Source organism: Winogradskyella eckloniae (genome assembly GCF_013249045.1).
Lineage (GTDB): Bacteria > Bacteroidota > Bacteroidia > Flavobacteriales > Flavobacteriaceae > Winogradskyella > Winogradskyella eckloniae.
The window spans coordinates 371,335-392,305 of record NZ_JABRWP010000004.1; the positions used below are offsets into that span (position 1 = coordinate 371,335).

Annotated in this window: 20 protein-coding genes and 3 tRNA genes; 16 read left to right on the top strand and 7 right to left on the bottom strand. The window is 31.3% G+C overall.

The features are described 5' to 3' along the window. The 4 genes from HNV08_RS09280 to HNV08_RS09295 form a co-directional block, all read right to left on the bottom strand. Nucleotides 1-864 carry a BadF/BadG/BcrA/BcrD ATPase family protein gene (locus tag HNV08_RS09280; RefSeq protein ID WP_173281027.1) on the bottom strand — a complete coding sequence of 288 codons (864 nt, stop codon included), beginning with the start codon at nucleotides 862-864 and terminating at the stop codon, nucleotides 1-3. Between the two features lie 78 nt (nucleotides 865-942). Then, nucleotides 943-1,944 carry a type I glyceraldehyde-3-phosphate dehydrogenase gene (gene gap / locus HNV08_RS09285; protein WP_173281028.1) on the bottom strand — a complete coding sequence of 334 codons (1,002 nt, stop codon included), beginning with the start codon at nucleotides 1,942-1,944 and terminating at the stop codon, nucleotides 943-945. 31 nt (nucleotides 1,945-1,975) lie between these two features. Further along, nucleotides 1,976-2,962: a 6-phosphofructokinase gene (pfkA, locus tag HNV08_RS09290; protein WP_173281029.1), complete on the bottom strand. Its 987-nt coding sequence runs from the start codon at nucleotides 2,960-2,962 to the stop codon at nucleotides 1,976-1,978. Nucleotides 2,963-3,099: 137 nt separating this feature from the next. Beyond that, entirely contained in the window at nucleotides 3,100-7,488 is a 4,389-nt protein-coding gene (locus HNV08_RS09295; RefSeq protein ID WP_241697203.1) for a translocation/assembly module TamB domain-containing protein, read from the bottom strand. Between the two features lie 185 nt (nucleotides 7,489-7,673). Between HNV08_RS09295 and tsaD the strand changes: the two genes are divergently transcribed. Continuing rightward, nucleotides 7,674-8,696, top strand: coding sequence for a tRNA (adenosine(37)-N6)-threonylcarbamoyltransferase complex transferase subunit TsaD (gene tsaD, locus HNV08_RS09300; RefSeq protein ID WP_173281030.1), 1,023 nt, complete (start codon nucleotides 7,674-7,676; stop codon nucleotides 8,694-8,696). Nucleotides 8,697-9,323: 627 nt separating this feature from the next. On the opposite strand, the gene HNV08_RS09305 is transcribed toward tsaD, so the two are convergent. Continuing rightward, nucleotides 9,324-9,806, bottom strand: a complete 483-nt coding sequence (locus HNV08_RS09305; protein WP_173281031.1) for a PIN domain-containing protein — start codon at nucleotides 9,804-9,806, stop codon at nucleotides 9,324-9,326. After that, complete coding sequence (locus HNV08_RS09310; RefSeq protein ID WP_194241994.1) at nucleotides 9,803-10,618, bottom strand: hypothetical protein; 816 nt, start codon at nucleotides 10,616-10,618, stop codon at nucleotides 9,803-9,805. The genes HNV08_RS09305 and HNV08_RS09310 overlap by 4 nt, the downstream gene beginning before the upstream one ends. Before the next feature lie 102 nt (nucleotides 10,619-10,720). Here HNV08_RS09310 and HNV08_RS09315 point away from each other — a divergent pair, with 102 nt between their 5' ends. The 12 genes from HNV08_RS09315 (at nucleotide 10,721) to HNV08_RS09370 (ending at nucleotide 19,777) form a co-directional block, all read left to right on the top strand. After that, nucleotides 10,721-11,338, top strand: a complete 618-nt coding sequence (locus tag HNV08_RS09315; protein WP_173281032.1) for a hypothetical protein — start codon at nucleotides 10,721-10,723, stop codon at nucleotides 11,336-11,338. A 124-nt stretch (nucleotides 11,339-11,462) separates the two neighbouring features. Beyond that, nucleotides 11,463-12,293, top strand: coding sequence for an alpha/beta hydrolase (locus HNV08_RS09320; RefSeq protein ID WP_173281033.1), 831 nt, complete (start codon nucleotides 11,463-11,465; stop codon nucleotides 12,291-12,293). Between the two features lie 28 nt (nucleotides 12,294-12,321). Next, a complete protein-coding gene (locus tag HNV08_RS09325) occupies nucleotides 12,322-12,882 on the top strand; it encodes a hypothetical protein (protein WP_173281034.1) in 561 nt (186 codons plus the stop codon). Between the two features lie 45 nt (nucleotides 12,883-12,927). Beyond that, a complete protein-coding gene (locus tag HNV08_RS09330; protein ID WP_173281035.1) occupies nucleotides 12,928-13,458 on the top strand; it encodes a hypothetical protein in 531 nt (176 codons plus the stop codon). Nucleotides 13,459-13,600: 142 nt separating this feature from the next. Further along, nucleotides 13,601-14,308, top strand: a complete 708-nt coding sequence (locus HNV08_RS09335) for a hypothetical protein (protein ID WP_173281036.1) — start codon at nucleotides 13,601-13,603, stop codon at nucleotides 14,306-14,308. 251 nt (nucleotides 14,309-14,559) lie between these two features. Next, nucleotides 14,560-15,192 (top strand): peptidylprolyl isomerase, encoded by a 633-nt coding sequence (locus HNV08_RS09340; protein WP_173281037.1) that lies wholly within the window; start codon nucleotides 14,560-14,562, stop codon nucleotides 15,190-15,192. After that, a complete protein-coding gene (locus HNV08_RS09345) occupies nucleotides 15,192-15,899 on the top strand; it encodes a 16S rRNA (uracil(1498)-N(3))-methyltransferase (RefSeq protein WP_173281038.1) in 708 nt (235 codons plus the stop codon). Before HNV08_RS09340 ends, HNV08_RS09345 begins: the two co-directional genes overlap by 1 nt. Before the next feature lie 5 nt (nucleotides 15,900-15,904). Further along, the gene (locus HNV08_RS09350; protein WP_173281039.1) at nucleotides 15,905-16,555 is read left to right on the top strand and encodes a DUF4159 domain-containing protein; all 651 of its coding nucleotides are present in this window, start codon (nucleotides 15,905-15,907) and stop codon (nucleotides 16,553-16,555) included. 37 nt (nucleotides 16,556-16,592) lie between these two features. Further along, nucleotides 16,593-16,925, top strand: a complete 333-nt coding sequence (locus HNV08_RS09355) for a hypothetical protein (RefSeq protein ID WP_173281040.1) — start codon at nucleotides 16,593-16,595, stop codon at nucleotides 16,923-16,925. Between the two features lie 26 nt (nucleotides 16,926-16,951). Continuing rightward, nucleotides 16,952-17,455, top strand: a complete 504-nt coding sequence (locus HNV08_RS09360) for a TrmH family RNA methyltransferase (protein WP_173281041.1) — start codon at nucleotides 16,952-16,954, stop codon at nucleotides 17,453-17,455. A 48-nt stretch (nucleotides 17,456-17,503) separates the two neighbouring features. Beyond that, nucleotides 17,504-18,592, top strand: coding sequence for an AI-2E family transporter (locus HNV08_RS09365; protein ID WP_173281042.1), 1,089 nt, complete (start codon nucleotides 17,504-17,506; stop codon nucleotides 18,590-18,592). A 6-nt stretch (nucleotides 18,593-18,598) separates the two neighbouring features. Then, complete coding sequence (locus tag HNV08_RS09370; protein WP_173281043.1) at nucleotides 18,599-19,777, top strand: THUMP-like domain-containing protein; 1,179 nt, start codon at nucleotides 18,599-18,601, stop codon at nucleotides 19,775-19,777. Here the strand turns inward: HNV08_RS09370 and HNV08_RS09375 are convergent. After that, complete coding sequence (locus HNV08_RS09375; RefSeq protein ID WP_173281044.1) at nucleotides 19,767-20,174, bottom strand: hypothetical protein; 408 nt, start codon at nucleotides 20,172-20,174, stop codon at nucleotides 19,767-19,769. The genes HNV08_RS09370 and HNV08_RS09375 overlap by 11 nt on opposite strands. Before the next feature lie 446 nt (nucleotides 20,175-20,620). Here HNV08_RS09375 and HNV08_RS09380 point away from each other — a divergent pair. From HNV08_RS09380 to HNV08_RS09390, 3 genes are all read left to right on the top strand, one after another. Next, nucleotides 20,621-20,709, top strand: a tRNA-Ser gene (locus HNV08_RS09380). Between the two features lie 47 nt (nucleotides 20,710-20,756). After that, a tRNA-Pro gene (locus HNV08_RS09385) sits at nucleotides 20,757-20,831 on the top strand. A gap of 35 nt (nucleotides 20,832-20,866) precedes the next feature. Then, a tRNA-Arg gene (locus HNV08_RS09390) sits at nucleotides 20,867-20,940 on the top strand. Nucleotides 20,941-20,971 lie beyond the last annotated feature (31 nt).

Sequence of the window (20,971 nt, forward strand, 5' to 3'; positions counted from 1 at the left end):
TTAAAGATTCTTTACGTGATAATCTACCAATCCTTCAATTGGTCGTCTTACAAAGTTGCCCACTTTAAAACCAAATTCTTTTGCCACTTGCTTTATTTCTTCTTGACCAAAATAGGCAATAGAGCCTGCAAAATGTACAGGAATCCCTTTGTCTAATTCTTCCTTATATTGAAGTATCATGTTTTCTGCAAATAATCGAATTCCATTTGTAATGACATTACTTACATATTCTGAATCTTTATTAATAAACATAAACTCAGCATGATCTGCTAAATAAGCACTAGGATTTGTTTGCTTGTATAAATTATATTTTATAAAATCTGCATCTAAATTATGTTTGTGCGCAAATGCTACGCTTATGGTATCTGGCATTTTTTTAAAATAATAATCTCTTATTAATTGTTTACCAAAATAATTTCCACTAGCATCATCCATTAAAATGAATCCTAAGCTCGATACGCGTTGATGCAAATCTCTACCGTCATAATAACTACAATTAGATCCTGTTCCTAAAATACAAACTACAGCTGCTTCATCATTTTTATTAATACAAGCACGTACGGCTGCATAGGTATCTTCTCTTACTTCTACGATTGCATTTTTAAAATAAAATTCTAAAATAGATTTTAGTAAAAGTGTTGGCTTATCTGTACCACAACCAGCGCCATAAAAATAAATATGAGTTATATCATCTGCAATTGCCATCAACTCTTTACTCTTACGAATAATTTTGTTAAGCTTTTTTTCTGCAACAATAGCAGGATTTAAACCTTTGGTTCTTATTTTATCAACGGCTTGATTGCCGTTGTCATCAATTGCAATCCAATCGCATTTTGTAGAACCACCATCTGTAATTAAAATCATGATAAGGTGAATAAATAAAAATTCCGTAGCCTATGACAATACATAATCCTACGGAATCTTAAGAATTAATAATATGTCTTAAAGGCTATTTACCTTCTGTGCTAAATCAACTAATTTGTTAGAATATCCAAATTCGTTATCATACCAAGATACTAACTTAAAGAATGTTGAATTTAATTCTATAGCAGAATCGGCATCAAATACACTTGTTTTTACCTCGCTTACAAAATCTTGAGATACGACTGCATCTTCTGTATAGCCTAAAACACCTTCCATAGCACCAGCTGCTGCAGCTTTCATTGCAGTTTTGATTTCTTCTAGAGATGTTTCTTTTTTAGTTTTCACTGTTAAATCTACAACAGACACATCTACCGTTGGAACTCTAAATGCCATACCTGTAAGTTTTCCATCTAATTCAGGAATAACTTTACCTACCGCTTTAGCTGCACCTGTAGATGTTGGGATAATGTTATTGATAGCAGAACGACCTAATCTGTAGTTTTTACGAGACGGTGCATCTACAGTAAATTGTGTAGACGTTGCTGCGTGAATCGTGGTCATTAAAGCTTCTTCAATTCCAAAGTTATCTTCAATTACTTTTGCTATTGGTGCAAGACAGTTTGTTGTACAAGAAGCATTAGATACAATTGTATTATCTGCCGTTAATTTATCGTCATTTACTCCCATTACAAACATTGGAGCATCTTTACTTGGTGCAGAAATAACGACTTTCTTAGCACCTCCATCAATATGATATTGAGCGGTTTCTAATGTTGTAAAAATACCTGTACATTCTGCCACTACAGTTGCACCTGCTTCGTCCCACTTTAAGTTTTTAGGATCTCTTTCTGCTGTTACTCGGATTGTTTTTCCATCTACAACTAATTGTCCATCTTTTACTTCTACAGTACCATCAAATCTTCCGTGTACTGAGTCGTATTTTAATAAATATGCTAAATGATCTACATCTAACAAATCATTAATTGCCACAACATCTACGTCATTACGTTTTACTGTTGCTCTAAATACAATTCTTCCTATTCTTCCGAATCCGTTGATTCCTAATTTTAAATTTGCCATTACTCTATCTTTGTTTTAATTTTTGTTCGTATTAAATTGTCATTATATCAGAAACTCTTAAAAGTTCCATATTAATTTTTGATTTTCCTTTTACGGCTTGGTCAAACGGTGTTAAATCCATAACGTCGTTTTTTATACCAACCATATAATTGCTTTTTCCTGTTATTAAACTTTCAACCGCTTTTACACCCATTCTACTCGCCAAAACACGATCAAAACACGATGGTGATCCACCACGTTGCATATGACCTAGTACAGAAACTCTAACATCGTATCCTTCCATATTTTGGTCAACGTAATCTTTAAGTTCAAAAACACTTTTACCTATTTTATCACCTTCGGCTACGACAACGATGCTAGAAGACTTACCCGATTTTTTACTTCGTCGTAATGATTCTACTAACCTATCTAAACCTAAGTCTTCTTCTGGAATTAAAATTTCTTCAGCACCACCAGCAATACCTACGTTAAGTGCAATATGCCCAACGTCTCTTCCCATCACTTCTATAAAGAATAATCGGTTGTGTGAACTTGCGGTATCTCTAATTTTATCGATGGCATCTACAACTGTATTTAACGCTGTATCATACCCAAGTGTATGTGATGTACCTACAATATCATTATCAATTGTTCCTGGTATTCCCATCACAGGGAAATTGAATTCTTGATTAAATATCATTGCACCTGTAAAACTTCCGTCACCACCAATAACAACAAACGCATCTATGTCCGCTTTTTTTAATTGCTCGTGCGCTTTTGTTCTACCTTCTATTGTTCTAAATTCTTTTGAACGCGCCGATTTTAAAATAGTACCACCTTTATTAATGATCCCTTTTACACTACGTGCATCCATTTCTATAAAATCGCCATCAATCATGCCTTCATAACCTCTATAAATTCCAATACATTTTATGTCATGAAAAGCACATGCCCTAACAACAGATCTTATCGCAGCATTCATCCCTGGAGAATCACCTCCTGAAGTTAAAACACCTATTTTTTTAATTGTATGTAGCATTATCTTTTTTTTATATACAGTAAAATTAAGAAACATTACATAGAAAAAAGTGACTATTTCCTTAAAAAAATCGTTGAAAAACCAATTCAAACGTTTTCGTTAATAAGTATTTTGATAATTTGAATAAAAATGAGATTTTAAGACTTGGTTTTTTCCTTTTTTTCTTTCTGAGTTATATAATCCGGAAGAAATCCTTCATTCTCATTAAGATCATTTTCTTCTGCTCTTTTGGGTGCATTTTCTTTTCTGTTCTTTCCAGAAAATATAATTTGAAGAAACTCTTTGAAGGTATCAAATTCTACATTATAAGATAAACCTACGCCTTGTGTGTATCCTATTTCATCTACAAGGTTAACTATACTATTTTCTCTATTAAAGACTTTAGCCCTTAGTGTGCCATCTTCATTTAATAAAAAATCAATTTGAACATCGCCACTAATTACCGTTTGGCTGGCACTACCAAATGGTACACCAACCTTTCCATTCACTAAAATTTTATCACTTATTTTAGTTTGAAGTGTTAGTCCTACCGTAGAATTGGTTTGTAATTCTGGCGTGTCTTGGCCAAGTTCTAAATCTATACCAACGTCTAAATTTCCATTATTGGTACCAAATAGGTTATTAACAATGCCTGATAAACGCTCTGAAATGGTTCCTGTAAAATTAGCACCTTCTATACCATTAGAAAAACCACCTGTGGCCAAAAAGATTAAGGCTTGGTTGTCTTTTTCTTCTTTTGATGACAATCTGTATTCTAACTCTGATTTTACAGTGGAGCTTACGCCAGGAAATCTAAAATCGAATTCTGGTACTGGTTGTTCTAATGGTCCTGTTAAATGAATTTCTACTTCTACATCTATACTTTGAGTCACCGGATTATCTAATAATACCGAAGGGTTAGCATCGCCAGAATACACTGCTTTTAAATTTAACTCTGCTCCTAAAGGATCACCTTGCCATACAATATTGCCGCCTTGCTCTACTTTAAACTTTTTTTCTACAAATCCGCCATACTTAAAGTTATAGAAACCTTCATAGACGGTAAAATCACCTGTCATATTAAAAGTACCATTGGTGTTAATATAAAAATTAAGCGTCCCTTCACCTTTACCTTTTATTGTGCTTCCGGCTTCCTTATCTATTACTATTTCTATAGAAGCATTTTGATTTACGTTGAGATCAAAATCTAAAATCAATCCTTTGACTTCTATTTGCTCTGATATTTTACCTTTGACTTTGGCTAATTTTTCTTCTGGACTTAAAAAATGGATATAAGAGTTATCTCCAAAACTTTCGGCATCGTTTAAGGGAATAAAAAACTCGGTTCCGGCTTCTGTTCTTCCATTATTAACTTCAATAACCAATTGTTCCGTTGGCCCTTTTATTTCTGCTGTTCCTGAAATAAAACCGGTTCCATAATATAATTCATCTTCGGACTCTTCGGTATTTAATACTAATAGTCGGTTGGTATTTAGTCGTAATCCCAATCGCCATTCTGAAAAGTTATGATGCTCTATGAACCCGTTTAGATTTCCTTTTGAGAAAAATTCTGAATCGGTCATGGCAACATTCTTAAAAATAAATTGCTGTCCTCTCAACTCTACTTTAGAATCAAAATCAAAGCCATAATCTACATTTAAATACGGAATAGACATACCAGCTCTGTCTAATAACAACTCGCCATCAATGCTAGGCTTTTTTAAACTTCCTGAAACTTTAGCATTCCCAGAAACCAATCCTCTTATATTATTTATAACGCCTTCACCTAATGGATTTAAAGGGTCTAACATAAATTCATCAAAACTTACATCTAAGTTTATTTCAGGATTATTTTCGGCAACATCTATGTTTCCTTTAGCGCTTAACGACTTAATATTATCATTGATTAAGGATACATCTACAGCGTAATCTGTAATAGAATTATTCCCTTCTACTTTAGCTTTAAGATTGCCTAAATCATAGTCATTTACAAAAAGTCCACTAATTTCTACATTAGATCTCGGAAGAAAAACACCATTACTTTGCTTAATTTCTAGCTTTCCATTAACCAAACCTTTTAACGCCAAACTATCTATGCGTGGTGTAATCTTTACGAGTTGTACATCTTTAAAATTGACATCTATATCTTTATTTATAGAATCACTGATTGTACCAGATAACAAAATTTCTTCGTTGCCTTGTGTAATTCTAATAGGTGCAATATCAAACGCTTTAAAATCTCTATCAAATCGAATTTTATTCAATGAATCTTTTTCTGAATTTAAAAGCCACTCATAGCCTTTAAATAACACGTCTGATTTTCTAATGCCTACAACCGACTTATTTAATTTATCAATGGTATAAAAGAGATTTAGGTTGTAATTGTCTTTGTTGTTTTTGCCACCTTTAAATTCAGTTTTAATTAATAACGTGTCTCGCTTGGTCACGTTTATTAAACTAAAATCGGACATGTTATAAACACCAGTGCCAACACTATCAATTTCAATATATGTGTTGTATAGCGGATTACTGTTATCTATATTAACATTTATCTTATTGGCAAAATAATCTTTAAACTTAATTTCTGGCGAATTAAAGGTTAGTTCAAAGCCTTTTTCATCTGTTTCAATTCGGCCTTCAATAAACGTATTTTTTCCTAGTGTTAAATCCTTAAAGAATACAGCTGCAATTTTTGAGTAAATATCAAATTTAAAATCGAGATACTGCCCTTCTTCTAATTGGTTAGGAACATAATTGGTATAAATACTACCTACAGAATTTTCTATTAATCCAATAACATCTTTTACATTAAATAAACCTGTTATTTTTCCGCTAATTATATCTGGAGAATTAATAGAAATAGAGCGCTCTTGTTCCTCAAATGAAGAAATAATATCAAAATCTTCAAAGACATAACTACCATCTTGGTTTTTGTAAGTGGTATTTTTTATGTTAATCGCTCCTGCGGCATTGTCTAAATTGGAGCCTGTACCATTCATACTAACTAAGCCTCTAAACTCTGATATATCATCTCTGGTAACAAAGTTTAATTTATTGAGGTTGGCATAACCTACTTCTGCTTTAAAATCGAACTTATTGATATCTTGCGAAAAATCGACCAACCCATTAAAATTAAGTTGCAGGTTTAAATCCTCTACATTAATGAGTCCGTTGAATATATTGTTTCCTAAATCTCCTGAGAGTACAATATCTTGATACGTATAGCCATTATATTGCAACATGGACACTTCACCTTTGACATCTGTTCTTAGATTATTAATGGTAAAACCTTTGCCATCAACATCGAGATTTAATGTGGTGGCCTTTACCAAAGGGTCGTTTATCAATTTACCAATATCAAACTCTTCTAAAACCACATTACCAATATAATTGGCATTATCTATATTATCTATATTAGTTAATTGTAAATCTGATTTTATATAGCCTAAATCTGTATGAATATCTATATTAGCTTCAATCCGTTTTGCTGTAATAAATGAGGTTCCTGTAATATTAAAATTTCCAACTTTGTTAATCACAGTAGGAATTGATTTCCCTAAAAGTCTTGGCATCAAAGCTGTTAAATCGTTATAATTTGATGCTAAATTTTGAAACTTTCCTTCGAGAGCAAAACTATCATCTTCTCTATTAAATAAATTTTTAAACGTAATATCGCCAATAATTCGCGTATTAGAAGAGGTACTAACATTAAGGTTGGTCGCGATTAAGTTATTTAAAGTACCTGATAAATCTGCATTTAGTATTGCATGTTGGTTGGTACCAAATTCATCAAAAAAGACATTTAATTCGGTTAAAGAAATATTAGAATCTCTAAAACTTGCATCAACGTTAACCTTATCTGTAAATTGAGCAAAATCTTCTCGTTTATAGTTGAATGTAAGATCACCTTTTAGCTCAGATTGTTCTGTTGTAATATTAAGATCACCAAAATTCATGTGATCTAAAGTGTATTCAAAATTGGCCATTAAGTTTTTAACAGCAATGCCTCTACTGTCTGTAAAACCTAATTTATTAATTCGGCATCGCACTTCAGGACCATTAATTAAAAAATTGGTGGTGTTGGCATTGAGTTCAGAAAACTCAAAAACCTCTGGTGTTTCTAAATTTTCATTAATGAGTCTAAAAATTCCGCCTTCGATAGACACATCACTCGATGAGAATAAGAATTCACTTGGTCCTACTCTAGGATTATCATTATCAAACTTCGCCACGAAAATATCTAAGTTAGATTCCTTTTCGTTGAGATAGGTTTTATGATTAAAAATAACATTTTGAAGGTCGATATCTCCAAAATTCAATTTTGTATTTAGAAGATTCTTAAAACTAATAATAGAACTATTTAGTTCACCTACACTGATGAGCGTATCTTTTTTGTAATCTCTAATTAAAATTTCTTTTAACTCAATATCGCCATTTAGTTGCATCCCAACTCTACCAATATTGATGTTTGTTTTAAAATCGTTATTAATTCTGGTGGTAACATACTTACCTAACCTTGTTTGTACAGCAGGAATAGATAAAATCAAAAACAAAATGATAAACAGCAACACAATTATTGCGACCAGTTTACCGATTATTTTGAGTATGCGTTTGATAGAATTTTACGTTTTAAAGTTTGAAATCTTCCTTACCTTTGTATTCATAATACGTTATAAAATTGGCAATGGACTTTAACTTGTAAAATTAACAATTATTGTGCCTAATATCTACTATGGAAAAAGAAAATATTTATATCTTAGGAATTGAATCCTCTTGCGATGACACATCTGCTGCCATATTATGTAATACTAAAATTTTAAGCAATGTTGTTGCAGATCAAAAAATTCATGCGGAGTATGGTGGTGTTGTGCCAGAATTGGCATCGCGAGCGCATCAGCAAAACATAGTTCCTGTAGTGCATCAGGCCATTGAAAAAGCAGGTATTACCAAAGCCCAACTCAGTGCAGTAGCATTTACAAGAGGTCCAGGATTAATGGGTTCACTTTTAGTAGGCACCTCATTTGCTAAATCTTTGGCTTACGGCTTTGATGTTCCGCTTATTGATGTGAACCATATGCAAGCTCACATTTTGGCGCACTTTATTGAAGAAGACGGTCATAAAACGCCTCCATTTCCGTTTTTGGCAATGACAATTTCTGGAGGACACACCCAAATTGTAAAGGTTAATAATTTCTTTGATATGGAGGTTATTGGAGAAACCATTGATGATGCTGTTGGAGAAGCCTATGATAAAAGCGGAAAAATTTTAGGTTTAGGCTATCCTGCTGGACCTGAAATTGACAGACGTGCGCAACTCGGAAACCCTAAAGCGTATCAATTTACCAAACCCAAAGTAGAGGGCTTAAATTTTAGCTTTTCGGGATTAAAAACCAATATCTTGTATTTTATTCAGCGTGAGGTAAAGTTAAATCCTAATTTTATTGAAGACCACCTTAATGATATTTGCGCTTCTATTCAATACACCATTATTGGCATTTTAATGGCTAAACTAAAACTTGCCGTAAAACAAACAGGCATCAACCACATTGCTATAGGTGGAGGCGTTTCTGCGAATTCTGGCATTAGAACAGCGCTACAAAATGCAGAGCAGAAATTTGGATGGACTAGCTATATTCCAAAATTTGAATACACCACTGACAATGCTGCTATGATTGCGATAGTGGGTTACTTAAAATATTTAAATCGCGATTTTTCTGATTTTGATGTTATGGCTACCGCACGATTAAAGATTTAAGTCGTAAGTTACAATATGGCCTTACCTCCTACCTCCTTATAAAACCTTGGTTTTTATTCTGAGCAACACTTGTCATTAAAGCCCTTTCTGTTTTTATACAACAGTAAATAAAGGCTATATTTTTATTGATAAAAAATTCTTATTATATTGTAATCTAGATAGATATAAGTTGTTGATTATATATCTTAGTTGGCTGTAATTTGAGAATCGTACTTCAAAACAAAGTAGATTATTCCAATCAAAATTCAGTTTGAAAATAACTGACCAAAAACTTGTTTAATTCAGATTAATTTTGTATATTAATAGCTAACAAATTCGCAGACTACTGGTCGCAGGTTTGGAACAGAATAAAATTGTTCTTTGTCATAGTGTTTTACTTAATATTAACTCGAATGTATACTATACATTCGTACGAGAGTACCAAACAGCTTGTAATGAGCTACAATATTGAAATATTTAATAACGAGAATATAAATAAAGAAAAGGAGGAAATTATGTTGAAAAAAAATATTGAAAATTTAGAAAGTAAGACAATGAACATATCTAATCAACCTGTTAGGCATTCAATTATATAAAAGCTCTTCATTCGAAGGGCTTTTTTTTTGACTAAAAACAACCAGAATAAAATTAAAACAATCTTCCTAATTTATCATTTAGTGGAATAGTCAAATCAATAAACTCAAAATTTAAATTATGTGATTTCCCTAAAGGCTCAATCATTTTTCCTAACGATTTCCTGTCCTTTGTGATATAAGCATCAATTTTCCTATTATGAATTTGAGAGAATAACTTAATATCGTTTATTATAACTTTTCTTAGCTCGGTTTCCCTTAAAGTTTCATTTCCTTTGAGTTCTAAAAAAAAGCTACCAGCAGTTTTAGCATCTGCATAATCAAATTCTAACAATCTAAAAGCATTAAGTGAAAGTAAATTATCTGGGTCATCACCAACAGCATATTCACTAACTACAATCGTAGAAAGATACATCTCTATCCCATTTTCCAAAAAATACTCAAAGTAATCTTTAGCATTTTGATGAAATTCATCATCCGATTTTAATAATCGAATACAGAAGGAATTATCTAAAAGAACACTACTTATTCCTTTCATATTCCATCTGTTTTTAAATCATCAATCCATGCATCTACATTTGTAATTTTACTTAAATTAACAGAAGCCTTTTTAATAACCTTTTCCAATAGAGATTTATTAAAAACAGGTTGGTATTGTATAAATTCAATCAACTCTAAATCAGATAATTTATCATCTTCTAAACTCTTCTTACCTCGGACTTTTATTCCATATGGCTTATATGTTTTCTTTTCGCCATTCATTATCTGCTCTTTTGTAGCAGAAATAGTTAGATTACCATACTTTTTAGTACTGATATGTAAATTCGGATTTTTACCGCCTTCTTGATATATTTCACCATAAAGATAAAATTCACTTTCATAAAAAGTTGGTGCAATCATTTCGAAATTTGTAGAATAATCTATAACTAAAGAAGACTCTTTTGAAATTGAATTATTAAACTCAATTATGTAACCTTCTTTAACTGCTTTTTTCTGAAATTTATCAATTATAGATTGTCTTTTATAATCCAGAAAATCAAGATTATTACGACTTCTAATTTCACTCGTTAATCCATTAAATAATATAACAGCAGTAATTGGTAAAAAGAATTTATGCTTTGCAGAACCTTCTTCTATGTCATAAGACATATGTGGTCGATTTTGTTTTTCTTTTCGATTTGGATACAAGAATGATTCTACATCTGATATAAAGTCTTTAACCTCATTAATATCAATGTCTTTAGGACTTAAGGAATTATCCTTATTAGTCACTCTTAATTCTATATAACCTTGTTCTTCCACTTTTCTAAAATACAAATTTACTGAATATAAAAAAACTACTGGCAACATCGTGTATAATTAATTGCTTTTTACGTGCTTACTTGTTAAAGTTTAGTAAATTAGTTGCTAAACCACGCAACTAACCATAAACAAACACGTTAGCCACTATTTATGAAAAACGCAACCGGAAAGATATTTAAGAATCCAACAATATTCTCAATCTTGGGAATAATTCTGATATTGGTTGGACTGCCATTTGGAATCAACGGATTAACTTTAAATGGTGGCGGAAGTTTGGGCGGAGCAATTATCTTATTTGGAGTTTTAATAGTTGGACTAATTGTAATTCTCGACAGAATATTAGCGCATAAAGCAAACACGAAAATAATTAACAGAATTGAAATTACGATTTTGATTATTGGAATTACAATCTTTTCATTCACAAAACGTGAAATAATTATTGACTTGAGTGATGAAAATACAGACTATTTTGTAGTGCTTGAAAATAACGGAACTTTAAAAAATTCGGAATTAGATTATTCTTTTCCGTTCAATAAAAAAATGGAATTTAAAGACAAAGTTGGAATTATAAACTCAATCGCTGACAATTATCAACGGATTGAACTGGAGAGTCCACACAATTGGAAAAGCAAAAGAATTCAACCTTGGAAAATGAACGACTTTAAAATCAGATTTTATTCAAACGGAGATTTGAAATTAACTGACAAAGAAGTTGACTCGATAATAAATAAAGAAATAAAAACATTGCCCAACAATAGCTATAAGTAATGGCTTGCCCTCGCCTACTTCAATATATTCTTATAAATTTTATCGGATTGTATTTGCTAACTTTAGGGCTTTAACTATGTAACGATAAACAAAACCGTTGCAACCATATTGACACCTGAAAAATATGAAACTAAACATATTAATACTAATTTTAATAATGACAACTTATTTGTCTCATGGTCAAACTATACCCAAAAAAATTAGTGAAACAGACTTCTCTATTGGGAAATCCATTAAAATTGAATCAACAATATTAAAAGAAACAAGGGATATTAATATTTATTTGCCTTTAAATTATTCGGCAGATAGCTTAAAGACTTATCCAGTCATTTATTTACTAGATGGATCTAAAGATGAAGATTTTATTCATATTGCTGGCATTGTTCAATTTGGTTCGTTTTCTTGGATTAATATGGTTCCCGAATCCATTGTTGTTGGCATTGGAAATGTAGATCGAAAAAGAGATTTTACATACCCTTCCAAAAATGAACTCGACCAAAAAGAGTTTCCAACTTCAGGACAATCAGAAAAATTTATTCGCTTTTTAGAAAACGAACTACAATTATTTATAGAATCTAATTACCGAACAAATTCAATGAAAACTATAATTGGACAATCCTTGGGCGGACTATTGGTAACTGAAATATTATATAAAAAACCTGAACTTTTCGATAATTACATTATTGTAAGCCCAAGTCTATGGTGGGACGACGAAAAACTATTAGACCAACAACCTGTTTCATTTGATTCCGATAAATCAATTTATATAGCTGGCGGAAAAGAGGGAGACATAATGGAACGTACTGCCAAAGAACTTTATAACCAACTAAATAAAAACAGAACAGCAAATACCCAATTGTTTTATGAATTTTTAGAAAATAAAACACATGGAGACGCACTACACAATGCGGTTTACAATGCTTTCGAAAAAATATTTAAATCGAAAAAAGAATAATATCTGACACAAAAACGTTAACTAACTTTTGAAAAAAGCTCTAAACATAGCATTCATTATTCTCGGAATCGCAAGTTTAATATTTATAGGCATAATGATATTCATAGGAACTGCTATGGGCTACAATGCAGAGAATTATGACTTTTCTAAACCACAAATGTCTAAAACGGATACCATAACTACCAAAAGAATGCTTTTCGTTTTTCATACAGAAATAGCGAAACCAATTATGGTATATGAATTGTTTATTACGGATAATGACTCTATCACTAAATATTCTTATAGAAACTTAGAAAATGAGGGGAAACATATGGAATTCTCCTATCACAAAGTCTCTAAACAATTAACTTTTGCATTTGATAAATTCATTCTCTCTGATAACGTGAATTATCAGAATAAAGAAATTCACAAATCAAATTTTGGGATTTATATCTTAAAAGATCCTTATGACGACGCAACAGGACCACTGTTGTTTAATCCTGAATACGGCGTTTTAGGCATAGGAAACAGCTATGGTCCTGAATTTGTTTATTTACCAAATTCTAATCTTGAATTAACGAAAGACGTCATTAATGAATTGTATAAATAGATATTTAAACCTATCTTAACTACAAAAAGAGCTTCGACCTACAATATGCATCCAAAAACAGAATTAAAGCGCCTTAGTGAAAAATATAACGGTAAATTCACATTTGAAGATAGTAGCGTTGCTGGCGAAAATATGTCCAATGATTTCTATTCTATCTATAACTTAACTTTAAATCATAACAATTTAAACCTGCATATTGTATATAATTATGGGCTTTCGGATACTGCGGAATTTAAAGTTGAGATGTCTAATCATAAAAATATTCCTGAATTTGAAATTAAAACCATAAGCCACCTCAGTAAGCTTCTTTTATTTAAGAATCGAAATTGGTTTGTAAAATCATCTGATGTACTATTTAAATCACATATTTCAAACTTAATCACTTCATTAAACTTAGATGATCTTATTAAAAATTCAGCCTTTGAACTTAACACCATAGGAAAGCGTAGCCATAATACTTACACCATCCACACTGTATTTTCTTTAAAATTCTATAAACATACAGAAAGTGCTGCATCCATTATTAAATTCCATTTAGAAGTCATGGATGTAATATTAAAGTATAGTACACATTAAGTTTGTATTTTTTTAATGCGTATTCACGCTCAAAGTTTAGACCTATTTTCTATTCGGCTTTTATTTCTTAAATTAGATGTTTTAACCACGTAACTTACTATAATCAAATTTGTTACAAACCAAAAACATCAAACCCTAGCCAATGATTAAGTTCTTTAGAAAAATTAGACAAAAACTATTGACCGAAAATAAATTCAGTAAATATTTACTGTATGCCATTGGAGAAATAGTCCTTGTAATCATTGGTATTCTTATAGCTTTAGGAATTAACGAAAATGTAAAAGCTAACCATGATTTAGAATTACGCAATGCTTACATCACACAGCTAGACGACGAAGCCAATCGTAACATTGACCGATTAATTGAAATTAATGATTTCACAACCGAAATACTGAAAGACGTCGATACCGTAATCATGATTTTATATACCAAAGATTACGACAACCCAAAATTGCCAACAAAACTAGATAGGTTAATGCAATCTAATTACTTAAATCCAACAACGGTAACTTATGACAACTTGAAATTCTCTGGTGACCTAAAACTGTTTACCGATTTAAACTTGCGGAACTCTATATCTGAACCTTACGAAACCTTTAATAACATAAAAGTTGTAGAAGATTTAGATTATACTGGGTTCTTAGATTTTTATGAAGATTTTTTAATTTCAAATGTCAGTTTTTGGGATATGAACATGAACGCAAAAAGTTATGCTCAAGAAATCCATTTTCAGAATTATGTTTTGGCAAGAAGAGTATCTTTAAATCTAAATAAAGATGCATATAAGCATTCAATTGATTCCTTTAACAAATTGAAGACCATTTTTGCAGAATTAAAAAGTGATAATTAGAAAATTACGACAACGCACTCATAATCATTAACATTTACGTTTTCAAATTGATGATTTATCAACTTCAAAACCCAATAACCACATTTCTGAAGGTCTAAAATATAGTGGAAATGTAGAATAATTAATTAAAAATTCAATTCAGACCATAATTGTTAAAACATCTGTTAACATCCTTTCCATCCATACGTTTAAGATAACTTAAAATTTAGTTGTTTTGCACTAACCTCAAACAAACTAAACGTCAATAAAAAATGAAACAAATTTTAATTCTACTCTTATTACTTCCAATATTTAGTTTTTCTCAAGCAACTTTAGAGCAGAAATTAGATTCTATCTCTACCACAGAAGATGCTGACACCTTTTTAAAAGAACATAAACCAAAACAAGGTAAACTCTTTACTTTTAACAAAACAAAACACAAAACGAGATTAGCAAACGATCTTTTTAAATTATCAAAAGGTGCTAAAAAAGTAACACGTACAGAATTTAAAAAAACCTATTACAAGGTCATTGAGAAGTCTAATGTAGAATATACTAAATTCAGTATCATCGTCTTTGATGCGTATAAAACTACAGACGAGGACGCTAAAGCAAAACGCGAAAAAGTAATTAGTCAATACAATCAAGGTTATAAGTTTAAAGACCTTGCTAAACATTACTCTACAGGTCCAACCGCAAAAATGGGAGGCGATACAGGTTGGATAAAACTTGGAGATATGTCTACCGCTTTTGATGAGGTTGCATTTAAAGAAGCGCACAATCTCAATGCTATTTTTCTTGTAGATGATCTTGAAAACAAAAAATACTATTTGGTTGTAAAAACCGAATTAGCAACACCTATTGAAGAAATTACAGTTTTAAAATTTTCAGAAGATATTGATTAATGCAATTATTTTACAATCCAAATATTACTGAAAACGATACTAGCTTTAAATTTGATAAGGAAGAAAGTAGACACATTGCCAAAGTATTACGTAAAAAAACTGGTGATGCATTACACATAACCAATGGTAAAGGTTGGCTTTTTACAGCAGAAATCATAGTTGCCGAACAAAAAAACTGTAGTGTTAACATAACAGCAAGAGAATTTAAACCACAGAAAACCTTTAAATTACATTTAGCCGTTGCACCAACAAAAATGAATGACCGTTATGAATGGTTTTTAGAAAAAGCAACCGAAATAGGTATAGATAGCATCACACCTATTCTTTGTGATCATAGTGAACGAAAGGTTGTAAAAACTGAGCGTTTTGAGAAAATAATACAGTCGGCTATGAAACAATCACTACAATGTTATTTGCCACAACTCAATGCACCTGTAAGTTTCAAAACGCTAATAGAACAGAATTTTAATGGCCAGAAATTTATTGCACATTGCGAAGAAACTGATAAAAAATCTTTGAAATCTTTATTAGAACCTAATGGCGAATATATACTACTTATTGGTCCAGAAGGCGACTTTAGTCTTAAAGAAATTGAAATGGCTTTGCAACACAATTTTATTCCTGTAACTTTGGGTAAAACACGATTAAGAACAGAAACAGCAGCCATTGCAGCTTGTCATTCTGTTGCTTTTTTAAATGAAGACTAATGACAATGACGCAAGTAAAGTATATCATTACCGTATTTCTAACATTATGCGCTACGCTCCTATTTTCTCAAGATGTAGCCATTTTAAAATACAAAGGTGGTGGCGATTGGTATAGTAACCCAACAGCATTACCAAATTTGGTAAAATATTGTAACGCTAACATAGATACAGCAATAAACGAAAATGTACAAACTGTAGAAGCAGGTAGTATTGATATCTTTCAATTCCCTTTTTTGCATATGACAGGACATGGAAATGTATTTTTTAGTGATGACGATGCCGAAAATTTAAGAAATTATTTAATCTCTGGTGGCTTTTTACATATTGATGATAATTATGGTATGGAACCTTATATCACCAAAGAGTTAAAAAAAGTATTTCCGAATACAGAATTGGTAGAAATCCCAAAAGATCATAAAATTTTTAATTCGGCTTACAAGTTTCCAAACGGTTTACCAAAAATCCATGAACATGATGGTAAAGCACCACAAGCCTTAGGAATTTTTCATGAAAATAGATTAGTCTTAATTTTCACTTTTGAAAGTGATTTAGGTGATGGTTGGGAAGATCAAGAAGTCCATAATGATCCTGAAGATGTTAGAGAAAAAGCCTTGAAAATGGGAGCAAATATTATTAAATATGCTTTTGAAAATTAATCACGTACAATAACAATTCGCAAAATAATTTAGCATTATGAAACTCAGTTACCGTTGTGAATCTTGTAAAAAAGATAACTTTATTACAACCAAAGCATCAGATAGACACGGTTTATTAATGGAAATGGGAACAAATGAATTTAATGAACGTTGTAAACATTGTGGTCATTTTACAAAAAAACACATTAATAGGTTATACGCAGATGACAATTATACTCTTGTAATTGTTGGCTTTATTATTTCTGTTATCGTAACCTTTTTTCTTTGGGATTTAGGTTGGGTATCTACTTTAACAGGCACAATTCCTCTATTTTTTTGGATAGAAATGAAAAAGAAATCTAGTGCATTTAATAAAACCATGGTAAAGTAAAAGGGTTAGAAAACATCTTAAATTAAATGCAATTAACGCACTACAATTCTAATTTTAAAAAACAAAACCATGCCATCAAAGTGGTATGCGACAATGTTACTAATGCACCTAATATTGGCAGTTTATTTAGAGTTGCAGATGCATTTGGCATTGAAGAACTCATTTTTTGCGGTTCCGAAATGCAATTGGGTAAACGTATTACTAGAACATCGCGTTCTACAGAAAAGTATGTAAAATACAGTCATGATACATCTATAGAAGACCAAGTAATGCGTTTAATCGCAGACAATTATTTCATTATAGCATTAGAGATTACAGAAAAAAGCCAAGCCTTATCAGCGTTTAAGTTAGAAACCAAACAACCTATTGCACTAATTATAGGCGATGAAAATTTTGGTGTGTCCGAAACACTATTGGCACTTGCAGATGCAGTTATTCACATCAATATGTACGGAAACAATAGTAGTATGAATGTAGTGCAAGCCACTAGTATTGCACTTTACGAAATCACAAAACAACTTAATTCCTAAATTTGGCTTGCTGAATTTATTTCAGCATCTTTGAGTAAATTAAAAGAAATGGAATCAAAAACTATTGCCAATGGCATTTTAAGAGCGTTAGGAATTATTCTTGCCATTGCATTAATTTTACTCTTTCTTTTTAAAATTCAATCCGTACTAATTTATATCGCTGTAGCTGCAGTAATCTCTTTAATAGGACGACCAATAATTTTATTTCTAAGACGTAAATTAAAGTTTAAAAATACGCCAGCCGTTATTGTAACAATGCTATTATTACTTGGACTTTTATTTGGTTTAGTAGGTCTTTTTATTCCCTTAATCGTAGAACAAGGTCACAACTTGTCACTATTAAACATCAATCAATTACAAGTAAATATAGAAGATCTATACGATCAAATAATTACCTATTTTGAAATTAAAAATATTGATGTAGAGCAATCTATCGAAGATTCTAATCTGCTCTCTAAATTAGATTTTACCATCATTCCAAATTTCTTAAACACTTTTATCAGCGGATTAGGAAGTTTTAGTATCGGACTATTTTCTGTTTTATTTATTTCGTTTTTCTTTTTAAAAGACAGTAAATTATTTGAAGACGGTATAATGATTTTTGTTCCTAATGGAAATGAAGAACGATCCAAACGGTCAATACATAAAATAAAGGATTTGTTATCGCGTTATTTTGTGGGCCTTATATTTCAAATCTTAATATTATTTGTTTTCTATACCATCCTCCTACTCATCTTTGGTATAGACAATGCTATTGTTATTGCATTTTTATGCGCACTTTTAAACTTAGTGCCTTACGTTGGTCCTTTAGTTAGCGGTTTTTTAATGTTATTACTTAGTATGTCTAGTAATTTAGGTGAAAGTTTTAGTGAAGTTATTTTACCAAAAACAACCTATGTAATGATTGGTTTTATAATTGCGCAACTTATAGATAACTTTTTTAGTCAACCATATATATTTTCAAAAAGTGTAAAATCTCATCCATTAGAAATTTTCCTAGTGATCCTTATTGCAGGAATTGTTTTTGGTATTGTAGGTATGATCGTAGCTATACCTACATACACTGCTATTAAAGTGATTTTAAAAGAATTCTTATCTGACTACAACATCGTTAAAAAACTGACAAAAGGCATTTAAAATATTTTGAAAAGTGAAATATTAAAAGAAGAAATTCAAGATTATATTACGTCTAATTTACAGTCTGATATGTCTAAGTTAGTCTTAAAAGGAATGCCTTTTAAAACCGTTGAATCTAATGTCGTTTTTGAACAAATTGAATCAAAAAAACGTTGTCAAAAGAAATTGCCAACATGGTTTAATACACAAAACATTTATTATCCAAATAAATTAAATATTGAACAAACATCTTCAGAAACTACAGCCATATATAAGGCAAATTTAGTTTCAGGAAAACAGTTAATTGATCTTACAGGTGGCTTCGGTGTAGACAGTTATTACTTTTCTAAGGCTGTAACAAACGTAATACATTGTGAAATTAATGAATCACTTTCTGCTATTGCGTGTCATAATTTTAAAGCCTTAAAGGTTTCAAACATTACCTGCTATAATGAAGATGGCACGTCAGTTTTAAAAAAATGCAATGAAAAATTCGACTGGATTTATGTAGATCCTTCAAGACGAGATAAAATTAAAAAGAAAGTATTTTTATTAGCAGATTGTGAGCCAAATATTAAAGATTTTCAAGACTTCTATTTTACTTTTTCAAACAATTTACTGATAAAGACTTCGCCGTTATTAGACCTAACAGCAACGTTACGAGATATACAATACGTTAAAGAAATTCATATTGTAGCCGTTAAAAACGACGTAAAAGAGCTTCTATGGGTTATAGAAAACAAGTATAGTGGTCACGTAAAGGTAATGACCACAAATATAAAGGATACCAATTCAGAGGATTTTAATTTTGTTTTTGCTCAAGAACCACTAGCGCTCCCAACATACAGTGAACCAGGTTCATTTTTATACGAACCTAATGCCGCAATTCTAAAGTCTGGAGGATTTAATTCTATTAGCACGACATTAAACGTTAATAAATTACATCAAAACTCGCACTTATACACATCTGATGTTTTATTAGAGTTTCCTGGTAGACGCTTCAAAGTTGAACAAATTAGTCCTTTTAATAAAAAACTATTCAAGCAACAGCATATTACTAAAGCCAACATTACCACCAGAAATTTCCCAATTTCCGTATCAGACATCCGAAAAAAATTTAAAATCAAAGATGGCGGAACGCTCTATTTGTTTTTCACAACAGACTTCCAAAACAAAAAAATAATAATTACGTGTACTAAAGTATAGTTGGTGTATAAGAAACTATTTCATTGTTAATATCCACTTCAATTTCATAAGCCATACAATTATCCATCTGAATAAGTACTTTATCATCAGACACATTTAAGTTAGACCCTTTTAAAGAGAACATTACTTCGGCTTCAGAAAAAGTGGCCCAAGATGTTGTAGAATTCGGTGGAATATTTAAAATACTAACTACTGTAGTACCATCAGAAAGAAATACTTCTAAATTAAAATCAACCGTTCCATTATTAACAACCCTAGTTTTAGGATCTGCATCAATACAAGGTGGATTTAATGTGGTAGATTCACTTTCAACAACTAATTCATCTGAAGTTTCAGTACAAGAACTAGACAATAAGAATAGGCTAAAAATAACCGATAATTTTAGTAGGTTTTTCATTTTAAATTTATTTTTAAAATAGGCTATACACCTATTTCTTTTAATTTGGGACAACAAACATATAAAACGAATTAGATATCATCGACAAAAAGTTTCATTTTTTCGATGAAATACATCTTTTTAGGCATAATTTGATTAAAAATGCAGAAAATATAGCTGAATTTCATAGTTCTCAATCTCAGAATCAGCGTTTAACCTCATTAAATAATGACAAGTTGATCGACAAAATGCATAAATCAATTAATAATACCATTAGAATTTAAAAAAAGAAGTAAAAATTTTAGCCAGAAAAATCTGTCTACACATCTAATAATTACACAATTACGTATGGTTAAAAATTTGAACTCATTTTTTTTATTAAAAACTCTAAAAAAATGTTGTTTTCTTTAATTTGAAAAGCTACATTTGCATCCGCATTTTAAACAAAATGACGTTCATTATGTACTGGAGAGGTGCCTGAGTGGCCGAAAGGAGCGGTTTGCTAAATCGTCGTAGGTGGAAACACTTACCCAGGGTTCGAATCCCTGTCTCTCCGCAAAATTTACTTCAGCGTATGCGACTGCAAGTATTTTTTTAAATTTTCGGGGTGTAGCGTAGCCCGGTTATCGCGCCACGTTTGGGACGTGGAGGCCGCAGGTTCGAATCCTGCCACCCCGACTTTTACTGTTTAATATTAGAGTTCATCTCTAATTGGTCGCATAGCTCAGCTGGATAGAGCACCTGCCTTCTAAGCAGGCGGTCCTAGGTTCGAATCCTAGTGCGATCACAAAAAGCCTTACTTTAATTAGTGAGGCTTT

Excerpts from the sequence above, each read along its gene's own strand:
- HNV08_RS09280 (WP_173281027.1), bottom strand. The coding sequence starts at position 864 with ATGATTTTAATTACAGATGGTGGTTCTACAAAATGCGATTGGATTGCA.
- gap (WP_173281028.1), bottom strand. The coding sequence starts at position 1,944 with ATGGCAAATTTAAAATTAGGAATCAACGGATTCGGAAGAATAGGAAGA.
- pfkA (WP_173281029.1), bottom strand. The coding sequence starts at position 2,962 with ATGCTACATACAATTAAAAAAATAGGTGTTTTAACTTCAGGAGGTGAT.
- tsaD (WP_173281030.1), top strand. The coding sequence starts at position 7,674 with ATGGAAAAAGAAAATATTTATATCTTAGGAATTGAATCCTCTTGCGAT.
- HNV08_RS09305 (WP_173281031.1), bottom strand. The coding sequence starts at position 9,806 with ATGAAAGGAATAAGTAGTGTTCTTTTAGATAATTCCTTCTGTATTCGA.
- HNV08_RS09310 (WP_194241994.1), bottom strand. The coding sequence starts at position 10,618 with ATGTTGCCAGTAGTTTTTTTATATTCAGTAAATTTGTATTTTAGAAAA.
- HNV08_RS09315 (WP_173281032.1), top strand. The coding sequence starts at position 10,721 with ATGAAAAACGCAACCGGAAAGATATTTAAGAATCCAACAATATTCTCA.
- HNV08_RS09320 (WP_173281033.1), top strand. The coding sequence starts at position 11,463 with ATGAAACTAAACATATTAATACTAATTTTAATAATGACAACTTATTTG.
- HNV08_RS09330 (WP_173281035.1), top strand. The coding sequence starts at position 12,928 with ATGCATCCAAAAACAGAATTAAAGCGCCTTAGTGAAAAATATAACGGT.
- HNV08_RS09335 (WP_173281036.1), top strand. The coding sequence starts at position 13,601 with ATGATTAAGTTCTTTAGAAAAATTAGACAAAAACTATTGACCGAAAAT.
- HNV08_RS09340 (WP_173281037.1), top strand. The coding sequence starts at position 14,560 with ATGAAACAAATTTTAATTCTACTCTTATTACTTCCAATATTTAGTTTT.
- HNV08_RS09345 (WP_173281038.1), top strand. The coding sequence starts at position 15,192 with ATGCAATTATTTTACAATCCAAATATTACTGAAAACGATACTAGCTTT.
- HNV08_RS09350 (WP_173281039.1), top strand. The coding sequence starts at position 15,905 with ATGACGCAAGTAAAGTATATCATTACCGTATTTCTAACATTATGCGCT.
- HNV08_RS09355 (WP_173281040.1), top strand. The coding sequence starts at position 16,593 with ATGAAACTCAGTTACCGTTGTGAATCTTGTAAAAAAGATAACTTTATT.
- HNV08_RS09360 (WP_173281041.1), top strand. The coding sequence starts at position 16,952 with ATGCAATTAACGCACTACAATTCTAATTTTAAAAAACAAAACCATGCC.
- HNV08_RS09365 (WP_173281042.1), top strand. The coding sequence starts at position 17,504 with ATGGAATCAAAAACTATTGCCAATGGCATTTTAAGAGCGTTAGGAATT.
- HNV08_RS09375 (WP_173281044.1), bottom strand. The coding sequence starts at position 20,174 with ATGAAAAACCTACTAAAATTATCGGTTATTTTTAGCCTATTCTTATTG.